Annotated in this window: 22 protein-coding genes; 12 read left to right on the top strand and 10 right to left on the bottom strand. The window is 73.0% G+C overall.

The genetic code is table 11. From position 1 onward, the window contains the following. Positions 1 to 3 precede the first annotated feature (3 nt). The 5 genes from ACIG0D_RS23195 to ACIG0D_RS23175 all read left to right on the top strand — a co-directional run bounded on the left by ACIG0D_RS23195 (position 4) and on the right by ACIG0D_RS23175 (position 6,217). Positions 4 to 1,005: a LacI family DNA-binding transcriptional regulator gene (locus ACIG0D_RS23195; RefSeq protein WP_399803938.1), complete on the top strand. Its 1,002-nt coding sequence runs from the start codon at positions 4 to 6 to the stop codon at positions 1,003 to 1,005. 135 nt (positions 1,006 to 1,140) lie between these two features. After that, positions 1,141 to 2,553, top strand: a complete 1,413-nt coding sequence (locus ACIG0D_RS23190; protein ID WP_399803934.1) for an ABC transporter substrate-binding protein — start codon at positions 1,141 to 1,143, stop codon at positions 2,551 to 2,553. Positions 2,554 to 2,660: 107 nt separating this feature from the next. Beyond that, positions 2,661 to 3,626, top strand: a complete 966-nt coding sequence (locus ACIG0D_RS23185) for a carbohydrate ABC transporter permease (protein ID WP_399803931.1) — start codon at positions 2,661 to 2,663, stop codon at positions 3,624 to 3,626. Between the two features lie 15 nt (positions 3,627 to 3,641). Next, positions 3,642 to 4,517 carry a carbohydrate ABC transporter permease gene (locus ACIG0D_RS23180; protein ID WP_399803928.1) on the top strand — a complete coding sequence of 292 codons (876 nt, stop codon included), beginning with the start codon at positions 3,642 to 3,644 and terminating at the stop codon, positions 4,515 to 4,517. Between the two features lie 95 nt (positions 4,518 to 4,612). Further along, positions 4,613 to 6,217 (top strand): glycoside hydrolase family 13 protein, encoded by a 1,605-nt coding sequence (locus ACIG0D_RS23175; RefSeq protein ID WP_399803925.1) that lies wholly within the window; start codon positions 4,613 to 4,615, stop codon positions 6,215 to 6,217. 136 nt (positions 6,218 to 6,353) lie between these two features. On the opposite strand, the gene ACIG0D_RS23170 is transcribed toward ACIG0D_RS23175, so the two are convergent. The 4 genes from ACIG0D_RS23170 to ACIG0D_RS23155 form a co-directional block, all read right to left on the bottom strand. Beyond that, positions 6,354 to 6,629 (bottom strand): DUF4235 domain-containing protein, encoded by a 276-nt coding sequence (locus tag ACIG0D_RS23170; protein WP_399803921.1) that lies wholly within the window; start codon positions 6,627 to 6,629, stop codon positions 6,354 to 6,356. Continuing rightward, positions 6,626 to 7,039, bottom strand: coding sequence for a DUF3618 domain-containing protein (locus ACIG0D_RS23165; protein ID WP_399803918.1), 414 nt, complete (start codon positions 7,037 to 7,039; stop codon positions 6,626 to 6,628). Before ACIG0D_RS23165 ends, ACIG0D_RS23170 begins: the two co-directional genes overlap by 4 nt. Next, the gene (locus tag ACIG0D_RS23160) at positions 7,036 to 7,407 is read right to left on the bottom strand and encodes a phage holin family protein (RefSeq protein ID WP_399803915.1); all 372 of its coding nucleotides are present in this window, start codon (positions 7,405 to 7,407) and stop codon (positions 7,036 to 7,038) included. The genes ACIG0D_RS23165 and ACIG0D_RS23160 overlap by 4 nt, the downstream gene beginning before the upstream one ends. Positions 7,408 to 7,576: 169 nt before the next feature. Continuing rightward, on the bottom strand, positions 7,577 to 8,731 hold the full coding sequence (locus tag ACIG0D_RS23155; protein ID WP_399803912.1) for an aromatic acid exporter family protein: 1,155 nt from the start codon (positions 8,729 to 8,731) through the stop codon (positions 7,577 to 7,579). Positions 8,732 to 9,012: 281 nt separating this feature from the next. Here ACIG0D_RS23155 and ACIG0D_RS23150 point away from each other — a divergent pair, with 281 nt between their 5' ends. After that, complete coding sequence (locus tag ACIG0D_RS23150; RefSeq protein ID WP_399803909.1) at positions 9,013 to 9,192, top strand: hypothetical protein; 180 nt, start codon at positions 9,013 to 9,015, stop codon at positions 9,190 to 9,192. Positions 9,193 to 9,306: 114 nt separating this feature from the next. Beyond that, positions 9,307 to 10,104 (top strand): GNAT family N-acetyltransferase, encoded by a 798-nt coding sequence (locus tag ACIG0D_RS23145; protein WP_399803907.1) that lies wholly within the window; start codon positions 9,307 to 9,309, stop codon positions 10,102 to 10,104. Positions 10,105 to 10,138: 34 nt separating this feature from the next. Here ACIG0D_RS23145 and ACIG0D_RS23140 read toward each other — a convergent pair whose 3' ends face one another. Continuing rightward, positions 10,139 to 12,208: a SpoIIE family protein phosphatase gene (locus ACIG0D_RS23140; protein ID WP_399803904.1), complete on the bottom strand. Its 2,070-nt coding sequence runs from the start codon at positions 12,206 to 12,208 to the stop codon at positions 10,139 to 10,141. Positions 12,209 to 12,517: 309 nt separating this feature from the next. On the opposite strand from ACIG0D_RS23140, the gene ACIG0D_RS23135 reads away from it, so the two are divergent. Continuing rightward, positions 12,518 to 15,013 carry a SpoIIE family protein phosphatase gene (locus ACIG0D_RS23135; RefSeq protein WP_399803902.1) on the top strand — a complete coding sequence of 832 codons (2,496 nt, stop codon included), beginning with the start codon at positions 12,518 to 12,520 and terminating at the stop codon, positions 15,011 to 15,013. Between the two features lie 9 nt (positions 15,014 to 15,022). Here ACIG0D_RS23135 and ACIG0D_RS23130 read toward each other — a convergent pair whose 3' ends face one another. From ACIG0D_RS23130 to ACIG0D_RS23115, 4 genes are all read right to left on the bottom strand, one after another. Continuing rightward, the gene (locus ACIG0D_RS23130; RefSeq protein WP_399803899.1) at positions 15,023 to 16,015 is read right to left on the bottom strand and encodes an RNA polymerase sigma-70 factor; all 993 of its coding nucleotides are present in this window, start codon (positions 16,013 to 16,015) and stop codon (positions 15,023 to 15,025) included. A gap of 73 nt (positions 16,016 to 16,088) precedes the next feature. Then, positions 16,089 to 16,274 carry a hypothetical protein gene (locus ACIG0D_RS23125; protein WP_399803896.1) on the bottom strand — a complete coding sequence of 62 codons (186 nt, stop codon included), beginning with the start codon at positions 16,272 to 16,274 and terminating at the stop codon, positions 16,089 to 16,091. 261 nt (positions 16,275 to 16,535) lie between these two features. Beyond that, a complete protein-coding gene (locus ACIG0D_RS23120) occupies positions 16,536 to 18,812 on the bottom strand; it encodes a catalase (RefSeq protein ID WP_399803894.1) in 2,277 nt (758 codons plus the stop codon). Between the two features lie 116 nt (positions 18,813 to 18,928). Beyond that, positions 18,929 to 19,054 (bottom strand): hypothetical protein, encoded by a 126-nt coding sequence (locus ACIG0D_RS23115; protein WP_399803891.1) that lies wholly within the window; start codon positions 19,052 to 19,054, stop codon positions 18,929 to 18,931. Between the two features lie 268 nt (positions 19,055 to 19,322). On the opposite strand from ACIG0D_RS23115, the gene ACIG0D_RS23110 reads away from it, so the two are divergent. Both ACIG0D_RS23110 and ACIG0D_RS23105 read left to right on the top strand, forming a co-directional pair. Then, the gene (locus ACIG0D_RS23110; protein ID WP_399803889.1) at positions 19,323 to 19,733 is read left to right on the top strand and encodes a VOC family protein; all 411 of its coding nucleotides are present in this window, start codon (positions 19,323 to 19,325) and stop codon (positions 19,731 to 19,733) included. Positions 19,734 to 19,764: 31 nt separating this feature from the next. Then, the gene (locus ACIG0D_RS23105) at positions 19,765 to 20,193 is read left to right on the top strand and encodes a helix-turn-helix domain-containing protein (RefSeq protein ID WP_399803886.1); all 429 of its coding nucleotides are present in this window, start codon (positions 19,765 to 19,767) and stop codon (positions 20,191 to 20,193) included. Between the two features lie 9 nt (positions 20,194 to 20,202). Here ACIG0D_RS23105 and ACIG0D_RS23100 read toward each other — a convergent pair whose 3' ends face one another. After that, on the bottom strand, positions 20,203 to 21,480 hold the full coding sequence (locus ACIG0D_RS23100; protein ID WP_399803884.1) for a hypothetical protein: 1,278 nt from the start codon (positions 21,478 to 21,480) through the stop codon (positions 20,203 to 20,205). Between the two features lie 167 nt (positions 21,481 to 21,647). Here ACIG0D_RS23100 and ACIG0D_RS23095 point away from each other — a divergent pair, with 167 nt between their 5' ends. Together ACIG0D_RS23095 and ACIG0D_RS23090 are read left to right on the top strand one after the other, a co-directional pair. Further along, positions 21,648 to 23,006 carry an MFS transporter gene (locus ACIG0D_RS23095; RefSeq protein ID WP_399803881.1) on the top strand — a complete coding sequence of 453 codons (1,359 nt, stop codon included), beginning with the start codon at positions 21,648 to 21,650 and terminating at the stop codon, positions 23,004 to 23,006. Further along, a complete protein-coding gene (locus ACIG0D_RS23090; RefSeq protein ID WP_399803879.1) occupies positions 23,003 to 24,400 on the top strand; it encodes an alpha/beta hydrolase family protein in 1,398 nt (465 codons plus the stop codon). The genes ACIG0D_RS23095 and ACIG0D_RS23090 overlap by 4 nt, the downstream gene beginning before the upstream one ends. Positions 24,401 to 24,449 lie beyond the last annotated feature (49 nt).

Raw genomic sequence — 24,449 nt, 5'->3', positions numbered from 1 at the left:
TTCATGACGCGACGACTTGCTCAAGTGGCGAAAAAAGTGGGGGTCAGCGAGGCCACGGTCAGCCGGGTCCTCAACGGCAAGCCCGGAGTGTCCGAGGCGACCCGGCAGGCGGTGCTGACCGCGCTGGACGTCCTGGGCTACGAGCGGCCGACACAGCTGCGGGGCGAGCGCGCCCGCCTGGTGGGACTGGTCCTGCCCGAGCTGCAGAACCCGATCTTCCCGGCGTTCGCCGAGGTCATCGGCGGCGCGCTGGCGCAGCAGGGGCTGACGCCGGTGCTGTGCACCCAGACCAAGGGCGGCGTGTCGGAGGCGGACTACGTCGCGCTGATGCTCCAGCAGCAGGTCTCCGGGGTGGTGTTCGCCGGCGGGCTCTACGCCCAGGCGGACGCGCCGCACGACCACTACGGGCTGCTCGCCCAGCGCGGGATTCCCGTCGTGCTCATCAACGCGGCCGTGGACGGCCTCGACTTCCCGTGCGTGGCCTGCGACGACGCCGTCGCCGTCGAGCAGTCCTGGCGCCATCTGGTGTCCCTGGGGCACGAGCGGATCGGCCTGGTCCTCGGCCCCGCCGACCACGTTCCCTCACGGCGGCGGCTGAACGCGGCGGTCGGGGCTGCGGGCGGCGCGCTGGCCGAGGAGTTCGTGGAGCGGTCGATGTTCTCCCTGGAGGGTGGCCAGGCCGCCGCGTCCAGGCTGCTGGAGCGCGGGGTGACGGGCATCGTGTGCGCCAGTGACCCGCTGGCGCTCGGGGCGGTGCGGGCGGCCCGCCGGCGCGGTCTGCGGGTCCCCGAGGACGTGTCCGTGGTCGGCTACGACGACTCCGCGTTCATGACGTGCACCGAGCCGCCGCTCACCACGGTCCGCCAGCCCATCGAGGCGATGGGGCGGGCCGCGGTGGAACTGCTCAACGCCCAGATCCAGGGCGCGGAAGTGCCGCACAGCGAGCTGCTCTTCGAGCCGGAACTGGTCGTCCGCGGGTCCACCGCCCAGGCGCGGACAGAGTGAGACACGCGGCTGTCAAAGATTTACGAAATCAGCGCGAGATATTGCGGTCACTTGTTTGCGGTGGTTGAGTGTGCGGCGCCCCACAACGCCTGGCGGTGGGGCGCCTTCCTCGTTCCCGCCCGAAGGGGGCCACCCATGAGAAGCGCCCGGTTGAGCCGTGTCCGCAGGGCCGGGGCCCTGACCCTCGTCTCCGCCCTCACCCTCACCGCACTGGCCGCCTGCGGCACCAGCAGCAGCGACGACGCAGGACAGACCGACCACCGCGGCTCCTCCGACCCCGCCGCCCCGCTCGACCCGAAGACCAAGGTCACCCTCACCATCGACTGCATGCCGCCCGCGGCGAAGGCCGCCGAGCTGAAGCAGTGGAAGGAGGACGTCGCGGAGTTCAACAAGACGTACCCGAACATCACCATCGAGGGCCGCTCCACACCGGGCCAGTGTCTGGAACCGCCGCGCTTCACGGCCATGCTGAAGGCCAAGTCCCAGCCGGACGTCTTCTACACGTACTTCACCGACCTGCCCCAGGTGCTCGACCACGACGGCGCCGAGGACATCACCGCGTACGTCAACGACAAGACCGTGCCGCTGCTGAAGGACATCGACCCGAACGTTCTCGCCTCGCTGAAGCACGAGGGAAGGCTCTACGGCCTGCCCACCAGCAACTACACCATGGGCCTGCTCATCAACCGCAAGCTTTTCGAACGGGCCGGACTCGACCCCGACAGCCCGCCGCGGACCTGGGCGGAGGTCCGCACCGCCGCCGGGAAGATCGCCCGGCTCGGCGACGGCATCGCGGGCTTCGGCGAGTACAGCGCGGGCAACACCGGCGGCTGGCACTTCACCGCGCACGTGTACAGCGTCGGCGGCGACATCGTCGACGCGAGCGGCACCAAGGCGGCCTTCGACGACGAGCTGGGCCGGCAGGTCGCCGAGAACCTTCACGCGATGCGCTGGGAGGACGACAGCATGGGCGAGACCCAGCTGCTGAAGTGGGGCGACCTGCAGAAGCAGATCGCCACCGACAAGCTCGGCATGTTCCTGGCCGCACCCGACGACATCGCCTACATGGTCCAGCAACTCGGCGCGAAGTACGAGAACTTCGGCATGGGACCCATCCCCGGCGGACGCAACACCCTGGCCGGCGGCAACAGCTACATGATCAAGAAGGGGATCTCGCCCGACAAGATCAAGGCCGCGATCGCCTGGCTCGACTTCAAGAACCTCACCCCCGGCAAGGGCCAGTTCGACTGGGCGCGCGCCAAGGCCGACGGACTGCCCGTCGGCGTACCGCAGCCCAACTTCTGGCTGAACGAGACCAAGGCGAAGGACGACGCCGCCCGCGCCGAACACGCCACCATGCCGGTCGAGAACTTCGAGGCCTTCACGGACAACCCGGTCCCCGGCAAGGCCGAGCCGCCCAAGGCCCAGGAGATCTACAAGGTCCTGGACAACGTGATGTCCGCGCTCCTCACCAACGAGGACGCCGACATCGACAAGCTGCTCTCCACCGCCGCGTCCCAGGTCGACCAGGTCCTCGCCCAGCGGTGACCGGCGCCGGACGGGGACGGACGGTACGGACACCCGGCACCCCTCCCCGCCGCCGGCCGCATCCCGGCAGCCAGGACCCACCGGCGAACCAGCATCGAGGAGCAACGATGTCGGCCCCCAGCCCGACCCCGACCAAGACGGACCGCCCCCGCCGCACCCCGCCCCGCGCACCGGGCCCCGTGGCGCCCGACGGCGGCAGCCGCCTGGCCAGGAGCGTACGGCGCAACCTCACCGCCCACGCCTTCCTCATCGGCGCGGTCCTGTGCTTCGGGTTCTTCTCCTGGTACCCGATGGTCCGGGAGTTCCTGCTGGCCTTCCAGCAGACCGAGGGCGGCCGGACCACCTGGGTCGGCCTGGACAACCTCGCCACCGTCTACCACGACCCGGCGTTCTGGCAGGCCTGGCGCAACACCCTGCTGTTCACCGTGCTCGCCCTGGTCCTCGGCTTCGCCGTGCCGTTCGCCGTCGCCGTCGTCATCAACGAGTTCCGGCACGGCCAGGGCTATCTGAGGCTGCTGGTCTACCTCCCGGTGATGCTGCCGCCGGTGGCCTCCGTCCTGCTGTTCAAGTACCTCTACGACCCCGGCTACGGACTCCTCAACGAGCTGTCCGGCCTGCTCGGACTCCCGGAGCAGCAGTGGCTCCAGGACCCGGACACCTCCATGCTCTCCGTCGTCATCGCCGCGACCTGGATGAACATGGGCGGCGCCGCCCTCATCTACCTCGCCGCCCTCCAGGGCATCCCCGGCGAGCTGTACGAGGCGGCCGAACTCGACGGCGCCGGCCTCCTCCGCAAGATCTGGCACGTGACGATTCCGCAGACCCGGCTCGTGCTCTCCCTGATGCTGCTGATGCAGATCATCGCGACCATGCAGGTCTTCGTCGAACCCTTCCTGCTGACCGGCGGCGCCGGCCCGGAGGGATCGACGACGACCGTCGTGTACCTCATCTACCAGTACGCCTTCAACTTCAACGACTACGGCGCCGCGGCGGCCCTCGGCCTGCTGCTGCTCGTACTCCTCGCCGGCTTCTCGGCGGCGTACGTCAAGCTCAGCCGTGCCGAGGACGAGTAGGACCGGAGGCCCCGCATGTCCACCCGCACCCTCATCTCACCGGCCCAGCTCGCCCGCCCCCGCGGCAAGGCCCTCTACTGGGTGACCTTCACCGTCGTCGTCGCGCTCTTCACGCTGCTCTTCCTCGGCCCCCTGTACTGGATGGTCTCCAGCGGCCTGAAGGACGCCCAGGAAGTCGTCCGGACCCCGCCGACACTCGTCCCCGGATCGGTGGAGCCGGGCAACTACAGCCGCGCCTGGGAGGTCATGGACCTGGCCGGGCTGCTGTTCAACACGCTCTACTACGCGTTCGGCGCCCTGGCCTTCCAGCTCGTCCTGGACGTCGCCGCCGCCTACTCGCTCTCCCGGCTCCGCCCGGTCCTCGGCAAGGCCATCCTCGGCATGATGCTGGCGACCCTGATGATCCCGGCGACGGTGCTCGTCGTACCGCAGTACCTGACCGTGCTCGACGTGCCGGTCTTCGAACGCAACCTGCTCAACACGCCCTGGGCGATCTGGCTGCCCTCGGTCACCAACGCCTTCAACATCTTCCTGCTGAAGCGGTTCTTCGACTCGATCCCCAAGGAACTCCTGGACGCCGCCGCGATGGACGGGGCGAGCCCCACCCGCACCCTGTGGTCGATCGTGCTGCCGGTCTCCCGGCCCATCCTCGGCGTCGTGTCCATCTTCGCGATCGTGGGCGTCTGGAAGGACTTCCTCTGGCCCATGCTCACCCTGCCGGACCCGGGCAAGCAGACCCTCAACGTCGGTATCTACTCGCTCTCCACCGGCGTCCCCGTCAACGTGCTGATCGCCGCGCTCACCATCGCCTCCCTGCCCACCCTGCTGATCTTCCTGGTCTTCCAGCGGAACATCATGAGCGGCCTCACCGCGGGCGGCCTGAAGGGCTGACCCGGCCCGCCCCGCACCCGCCCCACCCGCTGACCCGGCCCGCCCCACCCGCACGCGCCCCACCCCTCACCCACCCGCCCCGAAAGGACCGTCACGTGGCAGCCCCCACCCCGCACCGCAGCGACGACTGGTGGCGCGACGCCGTCATCTACCAGGTGTACCCGCGCAGCTTCGCGGACGGCGACGGCGACGGCACCGGGGACCTCGCGGGCGTCCGGGCCCGGCTGTCCCACCTCGCCGAACTCGGCGTCGACGCCGTCTGGTTCACCCCCTGGTACCTCTCCCCGCTCGTCGACGGCGGCTACGACGTGGCCGACTACCGCACCATCGACCCCGCCTTCGGCACCCTCGCCGAAGCCGAGAAACTCATCGCCGAGGCCCGCGAACTCGGCATCCGCACCATCGTCGACATCGTCCCCAACCACGTCTCCGACCAGCACCCCTGGTTCCGCGCCGCCCTCGCCGCCGGCCCCGGAAGCCCCGAGCGCGAACTGTTCCACTTCCGCCCCGGACGCGGGCCGAACGGCGAACTGCCGCCCAACGACTGGCCGTCCCAGTTCGCGGGCACCCCCTGGACCCGCGTCCCCGACGGCGAGTGGTACCTGCACCTGTTCACCCCCGAACAGCCCGACCTCAACTGGGCCCACCCCGCCGTCCGCCAGGAACACGAGGACGTCCTGCGCTTCTGGTTCGAACGCGGCGTCGCCGGTGTCCGTATCGACTCCGCCGCCCTGCTCGCCAAGGACCCCGCGCTCCCCGACTTCACCGCGGGCCGCGACCCCCACCCCTTCGTCGACCGGGACGAACTCCACGACATCTACCGCTCCTGGCGCGCCGTCGCCGACGAGTACGGCGCCGTCTTCGTGGGGGAGGTGTGGCTCCCCGACGCCGAACGCTTCGCCCGCTACCTGCGCCCCGACGAACTCCACACCGCGTTCAACTTCAACTTCCTCACCTGCCCCTGGGACGCCGGCCGGCTGCGCCGCTCCATCGACGACACCCTGGCCGAGCACGCCCCCGTCGGCGCCCCCGCCACCTGGGTCCTGTGCAACCACGACGTGACCCGCACGGTCACCCGCTACGGCCGCGCCGACACCGCCTTCGACTTCGCCACCAAGGACTTCGGCACCCCCACCGACCGCACCCTCGGCACCCGCCGCGCCCGCGCGGCCGCCCTCCTCACCCTGGCCCTCCCCGGCTCGGTCTACGTCTACCAGGGCGAGGAACTCGGCCTGCCCGAGGCCGACATCCCCCTCGACCGGATCCAGGACCCCATGCACCTCCGCTCCGGCGGCACCGACCCGGGCCGCGACGGCTGCCGCGTCCCCCTGCCCTGGGCGGCCGGCGAACCCCACTGCGGTTTCGGCTCGGCCGGGGAACCCTGGCTGCCGCAGCCCGCCGACTGGGCCTCGTACGCGGCCGACCGCCAGGCCGCCGACCCCGGCTCGATGCTCACCCTCTACCGCCGCGCCATCGCCCTGCGCCGCACCACCCCCGGCTTCGGCGACGGCCCCCTCACCTGGCTCCCCGCCCCCGACGACGTCCTCGCCTTCACCCGCCCCCACGGCCTGACCTGCGTTGTCAACCTCTCCACCATCCCCGTCGACCTCCCCGCCCACACCACCCTCCTCCTCACCAGCGGCCCCCTCACCCCCGACTCCCGCCTCCCTCAGGACACCGCCGCCTGGCTGCGCACCTGAGGCCGGAGTGCTGACGCGCGGAGCGGGCGTGGCTCACACGCCGTGCCTCACCGGCCCGTCGCGTACGACACCGCCCCCGCGGGCCGCAGACGGGCCGCCGCCGCGGCGGCGAACAGCGGGACGGCCATCGAGGATGTCAGCCGGGCCAGGTGCCGGTCAGACCGCGGGCGGCGGTGGCGCCGCCGCGGTCGACGATCGCCTTGACCGCGGCGAAGATCGCGCCCTGGAGGGTGGCGGCCAGCACCACCTCGCGCCAGCCGCGCTGCTCGTCGGTGGCGTCCGGGGCGTCCTCGTCATGGCCGAGCATCTTCCACGCCTGCTTGAACACCGCCCCGGCCAGCATGCCGCTGACGGCGCCCAGCGCGAGCCCGACCGGCTTGTAGGCGACCTTCGATGCCTTCGCGGGGGTCACCCCCTCCGGCGCCAGGCCAGCCAGACCACCACCGCCGCCGCCGCGCCCGCGGCCACCAGCAGCAGCGTGCGGTTGTCCGGCGGCAGCGCCTTCTGCCTGACCGGCTCGGGCAGCCTGTCCTGAACCTGGTGGGCCATGCCCGAGGCCTTCGCCTTCAGGTCACCGGCCTTCGCCGCGGTCTGTTCCTTGACCGCGGTGGCCTTCGCGGCGGCCTGTTCCCTGACCGCCGTGGCCTTCGCCGCGGCCTGCTCCTTGACTTCCGCTGCCTTCTCCCGGGCCTGCGTCTTGACGTCGGCCTTGGCCGCGAGCGCCTCGACCGTCTCACCCAGTTCGGTGCGGGTCCGCTCCACCTGCTCGCGCAGTTCCTTTGGGCCCGGGGCCGGCCTCTCGTCGTGCGGAGGCTGAGTCATCGGTGCGTGCTCCCCTTGATCTCGGCCACATCGGCCTTCAGGTTCTCGATCGTCTGTTCGGGCTTGGGCGGGGATGCCCGGTCGACCTGCTTCTTGCCGCCGAGCGCCATCACCGCCGCGATCACACCCAGCAGCGCGGTGACGATCAGCGCCGCCGCCCAGACCGGCAACGGCACCGCCAGAGCGGCGATCACCGTCGTGACCAGGGCCTGAAGCATCAGGAAGCCGACGACGCCGGCGCCGCCGAACAGCCCGCCTCCCTTGCCGTAACGCTTGCCCTTCTCCTTCATCTCGGCCTGCGCCAAGCGCATCTCGCCGCGGACCAGCTCCGTCAGCTGCTGCGAAGCACGCTGGACCAGCTCGCTCACCGGCTCCTGACCGGGCTCGTGCGCCCGCCCGCCCGAAGCGGTGCGATGTGACTGCGTATGCGACTGCGTACTCGACACGGCGATCACCTCCCGTCCGTCTCGTTTCTGCGACGCCTGCGCGAGTACCCCGAACGGTCGGCTTCAGGGCCACCGGCCGAGCGCGAGACGATCAACGGCCCACCAGCTGGTCGGCCAGGCGGCGCGCCTGGCTCAGCAGCGTGCCGTAGGTCGCCAGCGCGTCCGGATCGTCGGGCACCGCCCGGGACAGCCGCCGGCGCAGGTCCTCCAGAGTGCCGACCAGTCCGTCGACCACCTCGCGCAGCTCCCGGTCCGCCCGCCGGTCCTCGCCACCCGGCGCGAACCGGCTCTCGGTGTACAGCCGAATCGCGTAGGCGCTCTTGTGCAGGAAGGCCGCGTACGGCTCGGCGATGTGCGGCCCGGGCCGGGGCTCCTCCCGGTCCCCGTCGCAGGCCTCCAGCACCGCCCGGGTGACCTCCGCGGTGTGGACGGCCACATAGTCGAGGACGGTGACCGCGTCGTCGTAGTCCCGGCCGGGAGCGGACACGGCGCCGGTGCGGCGCCGGGGATTGACCCGCAGGCTCTCCCGGCTCCAGCCGACCGCGGCGCGCGCCTGGTCCACCAGACGGCCCAGCCGCAGCGCCCGCTCGTGCAGGGGACCGGCCGCGCGGGCGTCCCACTCACCGGATTCCAGGCCGTCGGCGACCGCGTCGAGGATCTCCTGCGCCTCACCCGCCGCGTCCTGAAGCGCGGCACGCGTGCTGCGCAGATACACCGGCGGCCGGACCAGCGCGTTCACCGCGATGCCGACGACCGCGCCGAAGACGGCCTCCGCGATCCGGGCCGCCGAGGCGGTGACGGTGACCGGCTGACTGGTCAGGACGAACAGGGCGCCGGTGGCCGCGTACACCCCCTGACTGCCCAGCCGTCGCCAGTTGCCCAGCAGCACGGCCGCCGGCAGCACCAGACTCATCGCCGCCATCGTGGAGTCCAGCAGCAGAGCGGCGCCGGTCGCCACGACCGTCCCCGTGGCGATGGCCGCCACCTGCTGCAGCCCGTGCGTCACCGACCGGTACACCGTGGACTCGACCAGGACGATCGCCACCCACGGCGCGACGAACGCCATCGGTGCGTTCAGCCACCAGCCCGCCACCGCCCACGCCACCCACGCGGCCAGCGCCGCCTTGACCGCCTGCACCGCCAGGTCCCGTTCCCGGCCCGGCTCCGCCCAGGCCCGGCGCACCGCGGCGCCCGCCGCCGCGGCGTGGCGCCGGGCGCGCCACAACGCCCGTCGTATCCCGTCCATGCCTTGGCAGGTGCCACCTCAGCCGCGATGAATGCAGCCTGACCTGCCCGGGCTTTCCCGCCCGGGACGTGACAGCGGCCCGGGCATTCCCCAGGCGGACCGTGACAGCGGCCCGGGCTTTCCCCAGGCGGACCGTGACGAGGCGAGTGTCATACCCGCGGCGGGCGGCCGACCGCACCACCGCCGCACCCTTCGGCGATACTGATCACCGTCACACGGACAACCAGCCGTCAGCACAAGCCGTCACATCACCCGGCCACGACCCGAGAAAGCAGATCCCCTTGTTCCAGGAGACGCCGATCTACAGCCGCCTCGTCGCCGAGCGAGGCGACATCCCCACCCAGGTGCGGGGCGAAGCCGACCGCATACTCCGCGAGCTGGAGTCCGTGATGCGCGTCGCCCCCGGCGGCCCCCTGACCGGCCCCCCCGCCCAGCCGGGCTTCCCGCGCCCGTCCCGCTGACCACCTGCCCCCGGCGCGGGGGAGGAGCGGCGCTTTCCAGACCGCTCGGGTGCCCGCCGGATCACCGGGCGCCCCGCGGGGAAGGGATGAGGGCAGCCGACGCCAGGAGGGCCCGTGACGCGACTCGACGACTCGATCGAATCGATGGAACAACTCGCCACGGTCTGGCGGACCCTGGTGCTCGACCGGGACGCGGCAGCGGATGTGCGGGACCTGCCCGGCATCGCCGTGCGCTGGGCCGACTCCCGGTTCGCCTTCTGGAACTGCGTCACCCTCACCGACGTGGGGGCGGACGCGGCGCTCGCCGCGCGGCGGCTGGCCGAGGCCGCGGAGATCATGCGCGCGAAGAAGGAGCCGGGCTTCCTGTGGGTCTTCGAGGACCTGCTCGACCCCGGGGCCCGCGCGGCGCTGACCGCGGCGGCCGGGCGCGCGGGCCTCACCCACGCCTTCTCCGGCACCGGCATGGCCGGGGACCTGCTCCCGGTCCCCGAGCCGGTCCACCCCGAGCTGACCTTCGTCCGCGTCCGCACCCACGACCACCTGCGCGCCTACGCCGACCTCAACTCCCGCGCCTACGGCCTTCCCCTGGAACACGGCCGCGACGGCCTCGACGGCTCGGCGCTGTGGAGGAACGACGTGTACGCCTACCTGGGCCTGCGCGGCGACACCCCGGTGACCTGCGCCGGGACCGTCCCGGCCGCGGGCCGCCTGTTCGTCGTGCTCGTCGCCACGGACCCCCGGTGGGAACGCAAGGGCTACGGCGAGGCGGTGACGCGCAAGGCCCTCCACGAAGGCGCCCTGGCCACCGGCCTGACCCGCGCCACCCTGCACGCGACCGCCGCCGGCGCGCCCGTCTACCCCCGCATCGGTTTCCGGCCGAACTCACCGCTGCACTTCTTCACCCTGAGCTAGCCGCCGGCCGCACCCCCCGGGGTCCGGTGCGCCGTCACAGGGCCCGCGCGACGAGGAGGGCGACGTCGTCGTGGTCGTCGGGGTGGCGCAGCCCGTACAGCAGGAGGTCGCAGGTCTCCTCCAGGGGCCGTTCCGGTGCGTCGAGGAAGCCGAGGAGGGTGTTCAGCCGGTCGTCGATCGAGTGCTGCCGGGTCTCGACGAGGCCGTCGGTGTAGAGCACGAGCAGATCCCCGGGGCCCAGCTCGGCCGTGGTGGTCTCGAAGGGGATGCCGCCGACGCCGAGCGGCGTCCCGGAGGGCAGTTCGAGCAGGGCGGGCGGGCGGCCGACGCGGGCCAGCGCGGGCGGCATGTGTCCGGCGTTGGCGATGCAGCACTGTCGCGTGTGCGGGTCGAACACGATGTAGAGGCACGTGACGATGTAGTGCTCGAGATCGCAGGTGATCTTGTCGAGGTGCTGGAGCACTTCGCCCGGGTTCATGTCCAGGTCCGCGTAGGCGCAGGTCGCGGTGCGCAGCCGGCCCATCGTCGCGGCGGCGTCGATGCCGTTCCCCATGACGTCCCCGACGACCAGCGCGGTCTTGTCGTCCTCCAGCGGGATGACGTCGTACCAGTCGCCGCCGACCTCGCTGGTGGCCTGCGCGGGCTGGTAGCGGGAGGCGAGTTCGAGACCGGTGTGGTGCGGGGGGTGGTCCGGCAGCAGGCTGCGCTGGAGGGTCAGCGCGGTGTTGCGCACGCTCTGGAACCAGCGGGCGTTGTCGATGGCCACCGCGGCGCGGCTGGCCAGCTCACTGGCCAGGATGACGTCGTCCTCGTCGAACGGCAGCGGGTTGCGGGTCCGCTTCAGGTCGAGCGCGCCCAGCACCTCGCCGTGCGCGATCAGGGGCACGGCGAGATAGGAGTGGACCCCGGCGCGTGCCAGGAGCGCCGCGGCCTCCGCGTCGCGGGCGATCCGCGGCAGATCCTGCTCCCCGACGTGCCGTACCATGACCGGCCGGGCGGTGTGGACGCACAGCGTGACCATCCGGTCGCCCTCGTAGGCGGCGAGGTCGCCGGGCGGGTCGGCGGCGTGCAGCGCCGGCGTGGGATGCGCGGCCTTGAGGGCGAGGGCACGGAAGAGCTCCGGCCCGTTGTCGGGGGGACGCATCCGGCGGCAGGCCAGCGCGGAGTCGAGGACGTCCACGGCGACCACGTCGGCGAGTTCCGGGCTGGCGATCTCGGCCAGCTCGTGGGCGGTGTGCTCCACCTCCAGGGTGGTGCCGACGCGCGTGGAGGCGTCGGCGATGAGGGCGAGGCGCCGCCGCGCCCGGTCCGCCTCGGCCGTCGCCCGGTGTCGCTCGGTCACGTCGACGACCGACGCGGCCGCGCCGAGCACCCGCCCGCCGGGGTCCTCCAGGCGGTAGAAGGACAGCGACCAGGCACGCTCGTGCTCGGGGTCGGCCAGGGGCCGGCCCACGTGGTACTGGTCGAGCAGGGGAGTGCCCGTGGTGAGCACCTGACGCAGCGCGGACTCGATGGTGTCGATGTCCGGGAAGGGCACGGCCTCCCGCAGATGGCGGCCGATGTGGTCCTCGGCGGGAATGCCGTCGATCCGCTCCAGTGCCGGGTTCACCAGCAGATACCGCAGATCGGGGTCGAGCAGGGCGAGCCCGATCGGGGACTGGTTGATGAGCCGCTCGCACAGCGCCAGGTCGGTCTCCACGCGCTGGAGCAGCGTGTGGTCGGCGGCCAGCCCGAGGGCGTAGACGTCCCCGAGGTCGTCCAGCAGCCGCATGTTGCGGAACTCCATCAGGCGGCTGCTCCCGTCCTTGTGCCGGACGGGGAACGCGCCGGCCCAGCTGCGACCCGTCTCCAGGACCTCCGCGAACAGCTTCAGGACCGACTGGTAGTGCTCGGGGTGGATGATCAGCCGTGCCGCGGGTCTGCCCAGCGCCTCCTCGGCGGTGTAGCCGAACAGGTCCTCGGCCTGCGGGGTCCAGAACACGATGCGGCCGTCGACGTCCAGGACCAGCGCGGCCACGCTCAGCACGTCCAGCAGACTGGTCTGCTGGCGCGGCGGCGCGGTGTCGTAGGGGTCGCCGTCGCGCGGGAAGGATTCGGCAGTCATCCCTGGGCCTCCTGTACCGGCTGGTGTAACCGGCTGTACCGGCCGGCAGAACGCGCCGGCTTCCGCCCGCGTCGCCGCACTGCCGTGACCGTCGGCCCTTCCATGCTCCCCCCGGGCCGCCCCCTTGCCCAGTCGCGCCGCCCGCGCGGCCACCCAGGGGCCCGCCCCGTGGTCCGCCCAAAGGTCCACCACGTGGTCCGCCCGAGGTCCGCCCAGTGGTCTGCCCAAGGTCCGCCCCGTGGTCCGCGGCCGTGGATCGTGCACGGATGGCGGCCAGAAGGGAACATGGTCCTGTGGAGGAGGGACTCCATGGAATCCGTGCGAAACGGCTCCGATCCGCCCGCGTCCGCGCCCCCGCGCGATGCCTTCGACGCGTCCACCGACGCCGCCGCCGTCCTCGGCGCCGACGGTGTCGTACTCGCCTGGACGCGGGGCGCCGAGGAACTCCTCGGCTACCGGGCGTCCGAGATCGTCGGCGCCTCCGCGGCGCCCCTCGTGGCGATGCGCACCGATCCCGCCCGGGTGGCCGGTGTCGTCGAGCGGTGCCGGTCCGGGATGGGCTGGAGCGGCCTGATCACCGTACGGCACCACGAGGGCCGCCGGATCGATGTCGACCTGCGGGTCTCCGCGGCGTTCCGGATCGGCGGCGACGAGTGCTTCCTGCTCTCCGCGCGCGAGCGGCGCCCGCAGTGGGCGGTGGACCGGTCCGTCCTCGACGGATTCCTCACCCGCTCACCGGTCGGCATGGCCGTGATGGACCGCGACCTGCGCTACGTATGGCTGAACGACACCCTGGAGCGCTTCGGCGGCGTGCCCCGCGAACAGCGTCTCGGACGCCGGCTGAGCGAGGTGCTGCCCGGGCTGCAGGGGGAGACCATCGAGGGCCTGATGCGCAAGGTGCTGGAGACGGGGGTCCCGGTCACCGACTACGAGTACGTGGGATGGAGCTGGGCCGACCCGCACCGCCCGCACGCCTACTCCACCTCCTTCTTCCCGCTGGTCGACGCGGACGATGTCATCACCGGCGTGTGCTACATGGTCCTGGACGTCACCGAGCGCTGGAACGTGCGGCGGCTGCTGGCGCTGGTCAACGAGGCCGGGAACAGCATCGGCCGGACGCTGGACGTGACGCGCACGGCCCAGGAACTCGCCGACTTCGCCGTGCCCCGCTTCGCGGACTTCGTCGTCGTCGACCTCCTCGAGTCGGTGCTCAGCACCACCGGGCCCGGGACCTGGCTGACCGCCGAGGGGCCGGCGTCCGCGCGGCCGGTGATGCGCCGCGCCGGGATGAGCTCGGTGCGGGAGGGCTGCCCGGAGGCCGTGGCGCGGGTCGGCGACCCGGTGGACTTCATCCCGCCGCCCGGCGACATGAACATGCTCATCACGGGGGAGCCGGTCCTCATCCCGGTCCTCGACCCCTCCGACGCGATGTGGGCCGACGAACCGGCCGACCGGCTGACCAGCATGCGGGAGTACGGCCTGCACTCGCTCATCTCCGTGCCGATGCGCGCGCGGAACACCGTCCTCGGGCTCGCCACCTTCCTGCGCTCCGTCAACCCCGTCTCGTTCCAGCCCGACGACGTCCTGCTCGCCCGGGAACTGGTCGCGCGGGCCGCGCTCTGCGTGGACAACGCCCGCCGCTACACCCGGGAACACACCGCGGCGGTCACCCTCCAGCGCAGCCTCCTGCCGCACGCCCTGACCGGCGGGGAAGCACTGGAAGTGGCCTCCCGCTACCAGCCGGCGGACGCCACGGGCGGGGTCGGCGGCGACTGGTTCGACGTGATCCCGCTCTCCGGCGCCCGCGTCGGCCTCGTGGTCGGCGACGTCGTCGGCCACGGCATCACCGCGGCGGCGGCCATGGGCCGGCTGCGCACCGCGGTGCAGACCCTCGCCGACATGGAGATGCCGCCGGACGAACTCCTCGCCCACCTCGACGATCTGGTCCTGCGGCTGAGCGAGGAACCCACCGCCGACGAGGGCGCCAACCAGAGCGCGACCGCCTTCCTCGGAGCCACCTGCCTGTACGCCGTCTACGACCCGGTCACCCGGCGGTGCACCATGGCCCGGGCCGGACACCCGCCGCCCGTCGTCGTCACACCCGACGGGCACGTCTCCTTCCCCGAACCCCCCGCCGGACCCCCGCTCGGCCTGGGCGGCATCGCCTTCGAATCCGGCGAGATGGAACTGCCCCCCGGCAGCCTCCTCGGTCTCTACACCGACGGCCTCATCGAAGGAGCGGACGGCGACCTGGAGTCGGGCATGGCCCGGCTCGGAGGGCTGCTCGCCCGCCCCGCACCCGACCTCGACACCCAGTGCAGCGCAGCGGTCCAGGACCTGGTCTCACTGCCCCAGCGCGACGACATCGCCCTCCTCCTGGCCCGCACCCGCGTCCTGGACGCCGATCACGTCGTCTCCTGGGACGTACCCGTGGACCCCGCCGCCGTCGCCGACGTCCGTGCCCGGGCCACGCGGCAGGTGGAGGCGTGGGGCTTCACCGAGCTGGCCATGACGACGGAGCTGATCGTCAGCGAACTCGTCACCAACGCCATCCGCCACGCCGCGTCCCCGGTACGCCTGCGACTGCTCCGCGACTCCCGCCTGGCCTGCGAGGTCGCCGACGGCAGCAGCACCGCCCCCCGCCTGCGGCACCCCCGCAGCACGGACGAGGGCGGCCGGGGCCTCTTCCTGGTCGCCCAGCTCGCCCACCGCTGGGGCGTCCGCTACACACCCGAGGGCAAGATCATCTGGGCGGAACAGGAGATCCCCGGGTCTCTGGCCTCGCCCGGCACCGGAGCGGCGTGAGGACACCGGTCAGCGGCGCAGGGACGTCTCCCGCCCGATGTGGGAGAGCTTCTCGGGATTGCGTACGGCGTACAGCCCCGTGACGAAGCCGTCGGTGACGGTCATCGCCAGGACGGTGTCGACCTCGCCGTCGGCGTGGAGAAGGAGCGCCGGATGGCCGTTGACCTGCGCGGGCCGCAGTGACCCGTGCGCGGCGATCCGGCCGGCAGCGGCGGTCAGCAGGCGGGCCACCTTGTCGGCGCCCACGATCGGCCGCAGGACCGCCTTCTTGATACCGCCGCCGTCCGCGAGGTAGACGACGTCCGGCGCGAGGATGTCCAGCAGGCCCTGCAGATCACCGGTCTCGGCCGCCCGCCGGAACGCGTCCAGGGCGCCCTGGGTCTCGGTCCGGGACACGACCCCGCGCGGGCGGCGCGCCGCGACGTGCGACCGCGCGCGGTGGGCGATCTGACGGACCGCGGCCGGGCTCTTGCCGACGGCCTCGGCGATCTCGTCGTAGCCGAGGTCGAACACCTCGCGCAGCACGAACACCGCCCGCTCGGTCGGCGTGAGGGTCTCCAGCACCAGCAGCATCGCCATCGAGACACTGTCCGCCAGCTCGACGTCCTCGGCGACGTCCGGCGTGGTCAGCAGCGGCTCGGGCAGCCAGGGGCCGACGTAGGTCTCCTTGCGGCGGCCGAGCGTGCGCAGGCGGTTCAGGGCCTGTCGGGTGGTGATCCGGACCAGGTACGCGCGCCGGTCCCGCACCGTGCCGAGATCCACGTCCGTCCACCGCAGCCAGGTCTCCTGCAGCACGTCCTCCGCGTCGGCGGCCGAGCCGAGCATCTCGTAGGCGACGGTGAACAGCAGGTTGCGATGGGCGACGAACGTCTCCGTGGCGGAACCAGTGCGCTCGCCGTCGGCGGTCCGGCCGCCCGTGTCCTCCGTGCCCTCGCTGCGCTCGCCGCGGTCGCTCGTCACCGGCTGCTCCTGCCCGATCGCTCTCGACGCTGTCACGCGCATACGACACCGGAGCCCCCCGCCGTGTGACACCGCCGGAAGTAACGCCCGCCGCAATGAGGCCCGGGGCCCGGGTTCAGTCGTCCGCGCCGCCGTCCCGGCCGGCACGCGAACGCCCCGACCGGCGCACCAGCTCACCGGCGAGCAGCGTGCCCCGGGACACCGCCCGCACCCAGCGAGGGCCGCCCCGCGACGCCCAGACCACACAGACACAGCCGCCCAGGGCGAGCAGTACGACGCAGGACAGCGCGAGTACGACCACGGTCGAATCCCCCTCCGGTTCAACGGTCCCGCCATCCTCTCAGCCGGTCGCACGGGACGGCGCGGCGGCCCCTGCGCGGTAGGGATCACCGCGCCCTCGGGACCGCCGCGCCTCAGGGACCACGGCGTCCGCAGGGACTCAGGGACCACGGCGTCCGCAGGGACTCAGGGACCACAGCGTCCGCAAGGAAACGAGCGCGCCGCCCGTGTCCGACCGTGCCGGGGCCCGCGCGCCGTGGCCCGTGCCGGGCGCCCGTGCCCGTCAGACCGTCGTCGAGAACCGCTCCCACACCCGGTGCGAGCCCAGCAGCCGGACGACCTGCTCCAGCGCGGCCGTGGGGGAGTCCGTGAGGATTACGCCGGGCGCGTCGGCGGGCACGCCCGCCGCCTCCAGGGCGGCCTTGCCGCCCGCCCACGCGCCGATCGCCTTGCCGTGCCGGAAGGCCTCCGACAGCAGCAGCCGGACCCGCGGATCGCACGCCGCCGGCTCCGCGGCGGACGGCGTGGACTTCGCGTCGCGGGCGGTGTACGCGTCACTGCCCACGCCGGGCGCGCCGGCCAGCAGCACGGCGTCGAACTCCACCGACCGCGCGGTGACATAGGTGCGCTGCACCGTGACCGCGCCGTCGCCCGACCCGAGGCTGCCGCCGACGGGCGCGACGACCAGCGGCACCATGCCGGCGTTCAGCACCGCCTCGCGCACCGCCCGGACGCCGTCCAGTTCGCCGTCCGCGCCCGTGACGATGCCCACGATGCGCCCGTCGACCGGCCAGGTCTTGCCGACCTGCGACAGCGCCGGGCTGGGCGCCACGTCGGCGAGCGGCACGGTCGGCGACGGAGCGGGCAGGCCCAGCCCCCGGGCCACCTCCTCGCACAGCTCGGGGTCGATGTTGGCGAGCACCTGCAACTGACGCTCCTTGACGGCCTGTTCGTAGCACTTGCCGAGTTCGAAGACGTACGCGCCGATGATGTGCTCGCGCTCCACCGGGCTCATGCTCAGCCAGAACCGGCGCGGCTGGCTGAAGTGGTCCGCGAACGACTCGGGCGCCTCGCGCACCTTCGTCGCCTCGGGAATGCGCACCGGTGTCTCGACGTACGCCCCCATGTCCGCGCCCGCGGTGAAGGGGCAGCCGCCGTCCAGCGAGTTGGGCCGGTAGGGGGCGGCACCCCGGTGCACCGCCGTCTGGTGCATGCCGTCGCGCTGCATGTCGTTGACCGGCGCGTGGGACCGGTTGATGGGCAGCTGCGGGAAGTTGGGGCCGCCCAGCCGGGTGATCTGGGTGTCCAGGTAGGAGAACAGCCGCCCGGCGAGCAGCGGGTCGTCGGTGATGTCGATGCCGGGCACCAGATGGCCGACGTGGAAGGCGACCTGCTCGGTCTCGGCGAAGAAGTTCGACGGGTTGCGGTTCAGCGTCAGCAGCCCGACGGGCTGCACCGGCGCCAGCTCCTCGGGGACGATGTTCGTCGGGTCCAGCAGGTCGATGCCCTCGAAGGTCTGCTCCGGCGTGTCCGGGAAGGTCTGGATGCCCAGCTCCCACTGCGGGTACGCCCCCGCCTCGATGGCGTCGGCCAGGTCCCGGCGGTGGAAGTCCGGGTCGACCCCGCTGGTGATCTGCGCCTCCTCCCACACCTGGGAGTGCACACCGAGCTTGGGCTTCCAGTGGAACTTCACCAGGGTGGTGCCGCCGTCCGCGGCCACCAGCCGGAAGGTGTGGACGCCGAAGCCCTCCATCATCCGGTACGAGCGCGGGATGCCCCGGTCGGACATGTTCCACAGCGTGTGGTGCGCGGCCTCGGTGTGCAGGCTGACGAAGTCCCAGAAGGTGTCGTGCGCGCTCTGCGCCTGCGGGATCTCCCGGTCCGGATGCGGTTTGCCGGCGTGGATGACGTCCGGGAACTTGATCGCGTCCTGGATGAAGAAGACCGGGATGTTGTTCCCGACCAGGTCGAAGACGCCCTCGCTGGTGTAGAACTTGGTCGCGAACCCGCGGGTGTCGCGCACGGTGTCGGCCGAGCCGCGCGAGCCCAGCACGGTGGAGAACCGTACGAACACCGGCGTCTCCACGTCCTTGCCGAGGAACGCGGCCTTCGTCACGGAGGCCGCCGTGCCGTAGCTCTGGAAGATCCCGTGCGCCGCCGCGCCCCGGGCGTGCACCACACGCTCCGGGATCCGCTCGTGGTCGAAGTGCATGACCTTCTCGCGCAGATGGTGGTCCTGCAGCAGCACCGGGCCACGCGGACCCGCCTTCAGCGAGTGGTCGGTGTCGTACAGCCGCGTTCCCTGAGCGGTCGTCAGATAGGCGCCGGACTGGGCCATCCGGGCCTGGTCGGCGCCGGTGGGCTGACCGGTCGGGGACACCGTTTCCGGGCCGGTCTGGTCCGGCTTGGGCGGCAGCGGCTCCCGCGGCTCGGTCGGCTCGGCGACCGACGGCGACTCGGCCCCCGGCTTCCCGGGGATCCCCTCCGCCGGCGCACCGTCGCCCTGCAAGCTCTCGGCGACCTTGTGGACCGCGCGCTTCAGGGGGTTGGCCTCGCTCATACGTCCTGCTCCTTGGCTCGTGTCGTGTTCTGCCGCCCTCCGGGCGCGCGCAGCGAGTACCCACGCCCGTGCGGGTCAGTTCCGGCGGTGGGCGCGGGTTTTCGCCAAGGAGACGGTCAGACGATCGTCTCGCCGACGGGAGCCCCGGCGGCACCCTGGGCGGCGCAGGCCGGTGCGGAGGCGGCGGCGCGCAGCACCGACACGGCGAGCACCACGGCCGGCGCCCACGACGATTTGTTCATGGCGCAACTCCTTCTCACCCGCGCCCCCTCAGCGTCACCGCCCGACGCCCGCACCGCGACCGGACCGGCGCAGCCGGGCGACATCCCGCACCGGCACGGGCACCCGCATCCGCACCGGCACCCGCACGGGCACCCGCACCGGCGCCCGCACCGGCACGCGGCGGATCGCGGAGGCCGTTGGTGCGCCGTCGCGCGGCTGCGCCGCTCCGTCGAATCCGGTCAGGAATGGAGAAGCGCCGGTGTGCGCCCCGCGCCTAGCCTGATCGTTATGGACATCACCATTCACACCACGTCCCTCCCGCACGACGACCCGGACGCCTCCCTGGCCTTCTACCGGGACGCCCTGGGCTTCGAGGTCCGCAGCGACGTCGGGCAGGGCAAGATGCGCTGGATCACCGTCGGCCCCGCCGGGCAGCCCGACACGTCCATCCTGCTGGCCCCGCCGGCCGTGGACCCCGGGATCACGGAGGCCGAGCGCCAGACCATCCGCGAGATGATGGCCAAGGGCACCTACGGCTGGATCCTGCTGGCCACCCGGGACCTCGACGGCACCTTCGAGAAGGTGCGCGCCCACGACGCCGAGGTGGTCCAGGAACCCACCGAGCAGCCGTACGGCATCCGCGACTGCGCGTTCCGCGATCCCGCGGGCAACCTGATCCGCATCCAGGAACTCCGCTGACCCGCTCCGTCCCCGGACAAGGAGTTCTCCCATGTGTCACCCCGCCTGGGGACGCGCACGCACCGCCGCGCGGCGGTCGGCCGACCTCGTGGCCCTGCGCCGCGTCCGCGACCGGATCGACCGCGAGTACGCCCGGCCCCTGGACGTGCCGGCGCTCGCCCGCGACGCCCGCATGCCCGCCGGCGACCTCAGCCGCCGGTTCCGGCTGGCCTACGGCGCGTCGCCGTACGCGTACCTGATGAGGCGTCGCGTCGAACGGGCGACAGCGTTGCTGCGCCACGGCGGCCTCGGCGTCACCGAGGTCCGCGTCGCCGTCGGCTGCTGCTCGCCGGCCGCCTTCAGCGCCCACTTCACCGAGCGGACCGGCATGTCACCCAGCGCCTACCGGCGGCACGCGACGCGACCGCCGTCCGTGCCACGGCACCGCTCGCACGCCTCGGTGCCGGCCCGCACCGCCTGAGCGCGCCCGTCACCTCCACGCGGTCTCCGGCTCCGCCGCGCCGTCGTCGTCCCCGGCCGTGGGCCGGTCCTCCGTCGGTGACCGCACCGGCGCCGGGCGGTTGAGCCGGGCCAACGCCAGCGGCACTCCGATGACGGGGATCAGCCACACGGCGACGTACAGCCGGTCGAGTTCGACGGCGACCGGGTGCGCCGCCGCCGTCGCGAAGCCGGTGGCCCCCATGGCGATGACGCACAGGGCGACCGGCACGGAGCGCCGCCACACGCCCCACGCGCCCGCCGCGAGCAGGGACAGCAGCAGCGGAGCGAGGGCCTCCTTCTGGAGCCACTGCTGCCAGTAGTTCAGGTTGAGGCGGACGAGGGCCTGCCAGGGATCGGCGATCTCGGGCCGGGTCCAGTGCAGCGTGAAGGTGTCCTGGAGCGAGTCGGTCGTGCCGGGCAGTCCCAGGGCCTTGCCCAGCGCCGGCACGGCGAGTGCGCTGCCCGCCGACAGCCCGGCCAGCCACCGGCCTCCGCGGTGCCGGGCGGACCGGACGAAGAGCAACGACGCCACGGCGGCGACCGCCAGGAACAGGGCCACGACCAGGAAACTGGAGTACCTGACGGCGACTCCGCAGGCCATGGCGCCGGTGAACAGCACCGCGCCCGCCGGCACCCGGTTCCGCAGCAGCCACACCGAGGCCAGCAGCAGCGCCGTCATCAGCGCCAGGGTCGGGCCCTCGGCCAGCGGCCGGCCACCCCAGGAGGCGAGCGGGGTGACGTAACACAGGACCTGGCCGAGCACCGCGGCGGCGGGCGGTGCGCGCAGGTCGCGCAGCAGCCGGTGGACGAGGTATCCGGCGAGCGCGGTGCAGGCGAGCGCGACGAGGGTGAGCCCGGCCTTGGCGCCGAGCAGCGCCACGAAGGGTGCCGCGACCAGTGGGTATCCGGGGCGGGCGTGGAAGATCTCCTCGTAGCGGGGGTCGGTGGGTTCCAGCCCCCGTGCGTACTTCCGCTCGCACCGCGCCGCGTAGGCGGCCTCGCGGCCGGGCTCCCGGAACTCCAGCTGGTGGAGCCTGCGGTTGCGGTCGACCAGCCGGGCCGTGTCCGCGCAGTACGCGGCGACCGCCTTGCGCGTGGCCTCGCGCGGGGAGTCACCGAGGAACTCGTAGGCCTGACGGGCGTAGCGGTAGGAGTCGTTGGAGAAACGGGTCGCCGGATAGCCGACGACGTGCAGCAGCACGAAGACCGCGGCGACGAGCGCCGGCAGGACCCGCGGCAACCGGCGACGCTTCTCGGGATCCGGCATACCGCTCCTCGGTGAGGTCGACAGTCACCCCACCAGCCTGGGCCGGAAACGGCGCGTCCTCCAGTCGACTTGCCGCCCCGCGCCGAGTGATGTTGTGCATTTTATTGACCGTCATCATCAGAGTGCCTATCTTCGCGGTGTCCTTCCCCCGGTCAAGGGAGACCGCGATGCCCCCGTCCCCCATCGCCTCACCGCCCCCGGCCCGCGAACGGACCCGGCAGCTGCGCCGGGTCGCCCTCTCCGGACTCCTCGGCACCGCCGTCGAGTTCTACGACTTCCTCGTCTACGGGACCGTCGCCGCCCTCGTCTTCGGCGACCTGTTCTTCCCCGGCACCGACCCCGCCGTCGCCACCATCGCCGCGTTCGGCGCCTTCGCCGCCGGGTACGTGGCCCGCCCGCTCGGCGGTGTCGTCTTCGGCCACTTCGGCGACCGGCTCGGCCGCAAGTCCATGCTGCTGCTGACCATGGGCCTGATGGGCGGCGCCAGCTTCCTCATCGGCCTGCTGCCCACCTACGACACCATCGGCGTGTGGGCGCCCGTCCTGCTCATCACCCTGCGCGTCGTCCAGGGCGTCGCCATCGGCGGCGAATGGGGCGGCGCCACCCTGATGGTGGTCGAGCACGCGGGGGAGCGGCGGCGCGGACTGTGGTCGAGCTTCACACAGATGGGCGCCCCGCTCGGCTCGCTGCTGTCCTCACTGGTCGTCACCCTCGTCGTCGCCCTGCCGAGGGACCAGTTCACGGCCTGGGGCTGGCGCGTGCCGTTCCTGCTCGGCGTGGTCCTGCTCGGCGTCGGCCTGTTCGTACGGCTCAAAGTCGTCGAGAGCCCGCTGTTCGCCGCGGTCCGGAAGGACCGCGCCGAGGCCCGGCTGCCCGTCCTCGACGTCCTGCGCCGCCCGCGCCCCCTGCTGCTCGCCTGCGGCGTCGGCATCGGCGCCTTCACCGCCCAGTCGCTGCTGACGAGTTACCTCATCGCCTACGCCACCGGCATCGGCTACACCCGCCCGCAGGTCCTGACCGCGCTGACCGTCTCCGCCTGCGTCGCCCTCGTCGTCCTGCCCGCCGCGTCCGCGCTCTCCGACCGGGCCGGCCGCCGCCCCGTCGTCCTCGCCGGAGCCGTCGCCTGCGCCGCGCTTGCCTTCCCCGTCCTCGCGCTCGTCGACTCCCGCTCGCCCGGCCTGCTGATCCTCGCCGTCGTCCTCGGCCACGGCATCGCCCAGTCCGTGATGTACGGGCCGCTGGGCGCCCTGCTCACCGAGATGTTCGGCACCCGCGTCCGCTACACCGGCGCCTCCCTCGGCTACCAGGGCGCCACCCTCGTCGGCGCCGGCTTCTCACCGATGATCGCGGGCAGCCTGGTCGCCGCACACGGCGGCAGCGGCACCCCCGTCGCCCTGCTGCTGTGCGGCGGCGCCGCCATCACCGCGCTGACCCTGCTCTTCCTGCGCGAGACCCACACCGACCCGCTCACCGAGCCCGCCCCCGCCGGCCACCGCGCCCCCGCCAAGGAGGACGTCCCCTCGTGACCACCCGCACCCGCACACCCCGCCGCGCCCCCTCGGCCCTCCTCACGGCGCTGGCCCTGCTCACCACCGCCGCCCCGCAGGCCGCGGCGACGGCACCCGCCCCGACCCGCGTCGAAGGCCGGCTGCCCTCCGGCGCCACCTACCTCATCGACGTCCCCGCCCACTGGAACGGCACCGTGCTGCTCTTCAGCCACGGCTACACCCCGGCCGGCAGCCCCAACCCCGCCCGCAACGCCCCCGACCCGGCGACCGCGCAACTGCTCCTGGAGAAGGGATACGCGCTGATCGGCTCCTCCTACGCCACCACCGGCTGGGCCGTCACCGACGCCGTACCCGACCAGCTCGCCACCCTCGACACCTTCACCGCCCGCTTCGGCGAGGCCCGGCGCACCATCGCCTGGGGCCAGTCCTACGGCGGACTCGTCACCACCGCCCTCGCCGAACGCCACCCCGGACGCATCGACGGCTCCCTGCCCCTGTGCGGCCTCGTCCACGGCGGCGTCGCCAACTGGAACAACACCCTCGACGCGGTCTTCGCCCTCAGGACCCTCCTCGCCCCCACCGCGGACATCCCCCTGACCGGCTTCCCCGACCGCGCCACGGCCGCCGACGCCGCCGGCACCCTGGCGAACGCCCTCACCACCGCCCAGCGCACCGACCACGGCCGCGCCCGGATCGCCCTCGCCGCCGCCCTGCACCGCATCCCCGTCCACAGCGACGCGACCCAGCCCCGCCCCGCCCCCGACGACTGGCGGACCCAGCAGGCCAACCAGTACGAGGCGGTCAGCGGACTCGTACGGCAGCCCGCCTTCCTCTGGCGGCAGGAAGCCGAGCAGCGGGCCGGCGGCACCATGTCCTGGAACACCGGCGTCGACTACACCGCGATGCTCCGCCGCTCACCCACCTACAAACAGGTCACCGCCCTCTACAAGGAAGCCGGCCTGTCCCTGCGCGCCGACCTCGCCGCCCTGAACCGCGCCCCCCGCCTCACGGCCGACCCGGCCGCCGTCGACTGGATGAGCCGGACCAGCGCCTTCACCGGACGGCTGACCGAACCCCAGCTCTCCCTCCACACCACCGGCGACGCCCTCGTCCCCGCCCAGGTCCAGAGCGCCTACCGCCGAGCCGCAACCGCCGCCGGAGCCACGCCACTGCTGCGCCAGGCCTACGTCGACACCCCCGGCCACTGCACCTTCAGCCCCGGCGAACAGCTCGCCGCCCTGCACACCCTCGAGGACCGCGTCACCACCGGCCGCTGGGACGACACCGGGCCCGCCGCCCTCAACGCCCGCGCCCGCGCGGCCGACCCGGCCGGCCCGGCACGCTACGCCCGCCACACCCCCGGCCCCTACCCACGCCCCTACGACCTGGCCCACCCGGCCGACCGGCCGTGACCGCGCGGCTCCGGGCCACGGCGGGGGAGGGCCGCCGCGGCCCGGACCG

It is taken from the genome of Streptomyces sp. NPDC052773 (assembly GCF_044547145.1).
Lineage (GTDB): Bacteria > Actinomycetota > Actinomycetes > Streptomycetales > Streptomycetaceae > Streptomyces.
The sequence above is the reverse complement of the archived record's forward strand: the minus strand, read 5'-3'. Positions and strand labels throughout refer to the sequence as shown.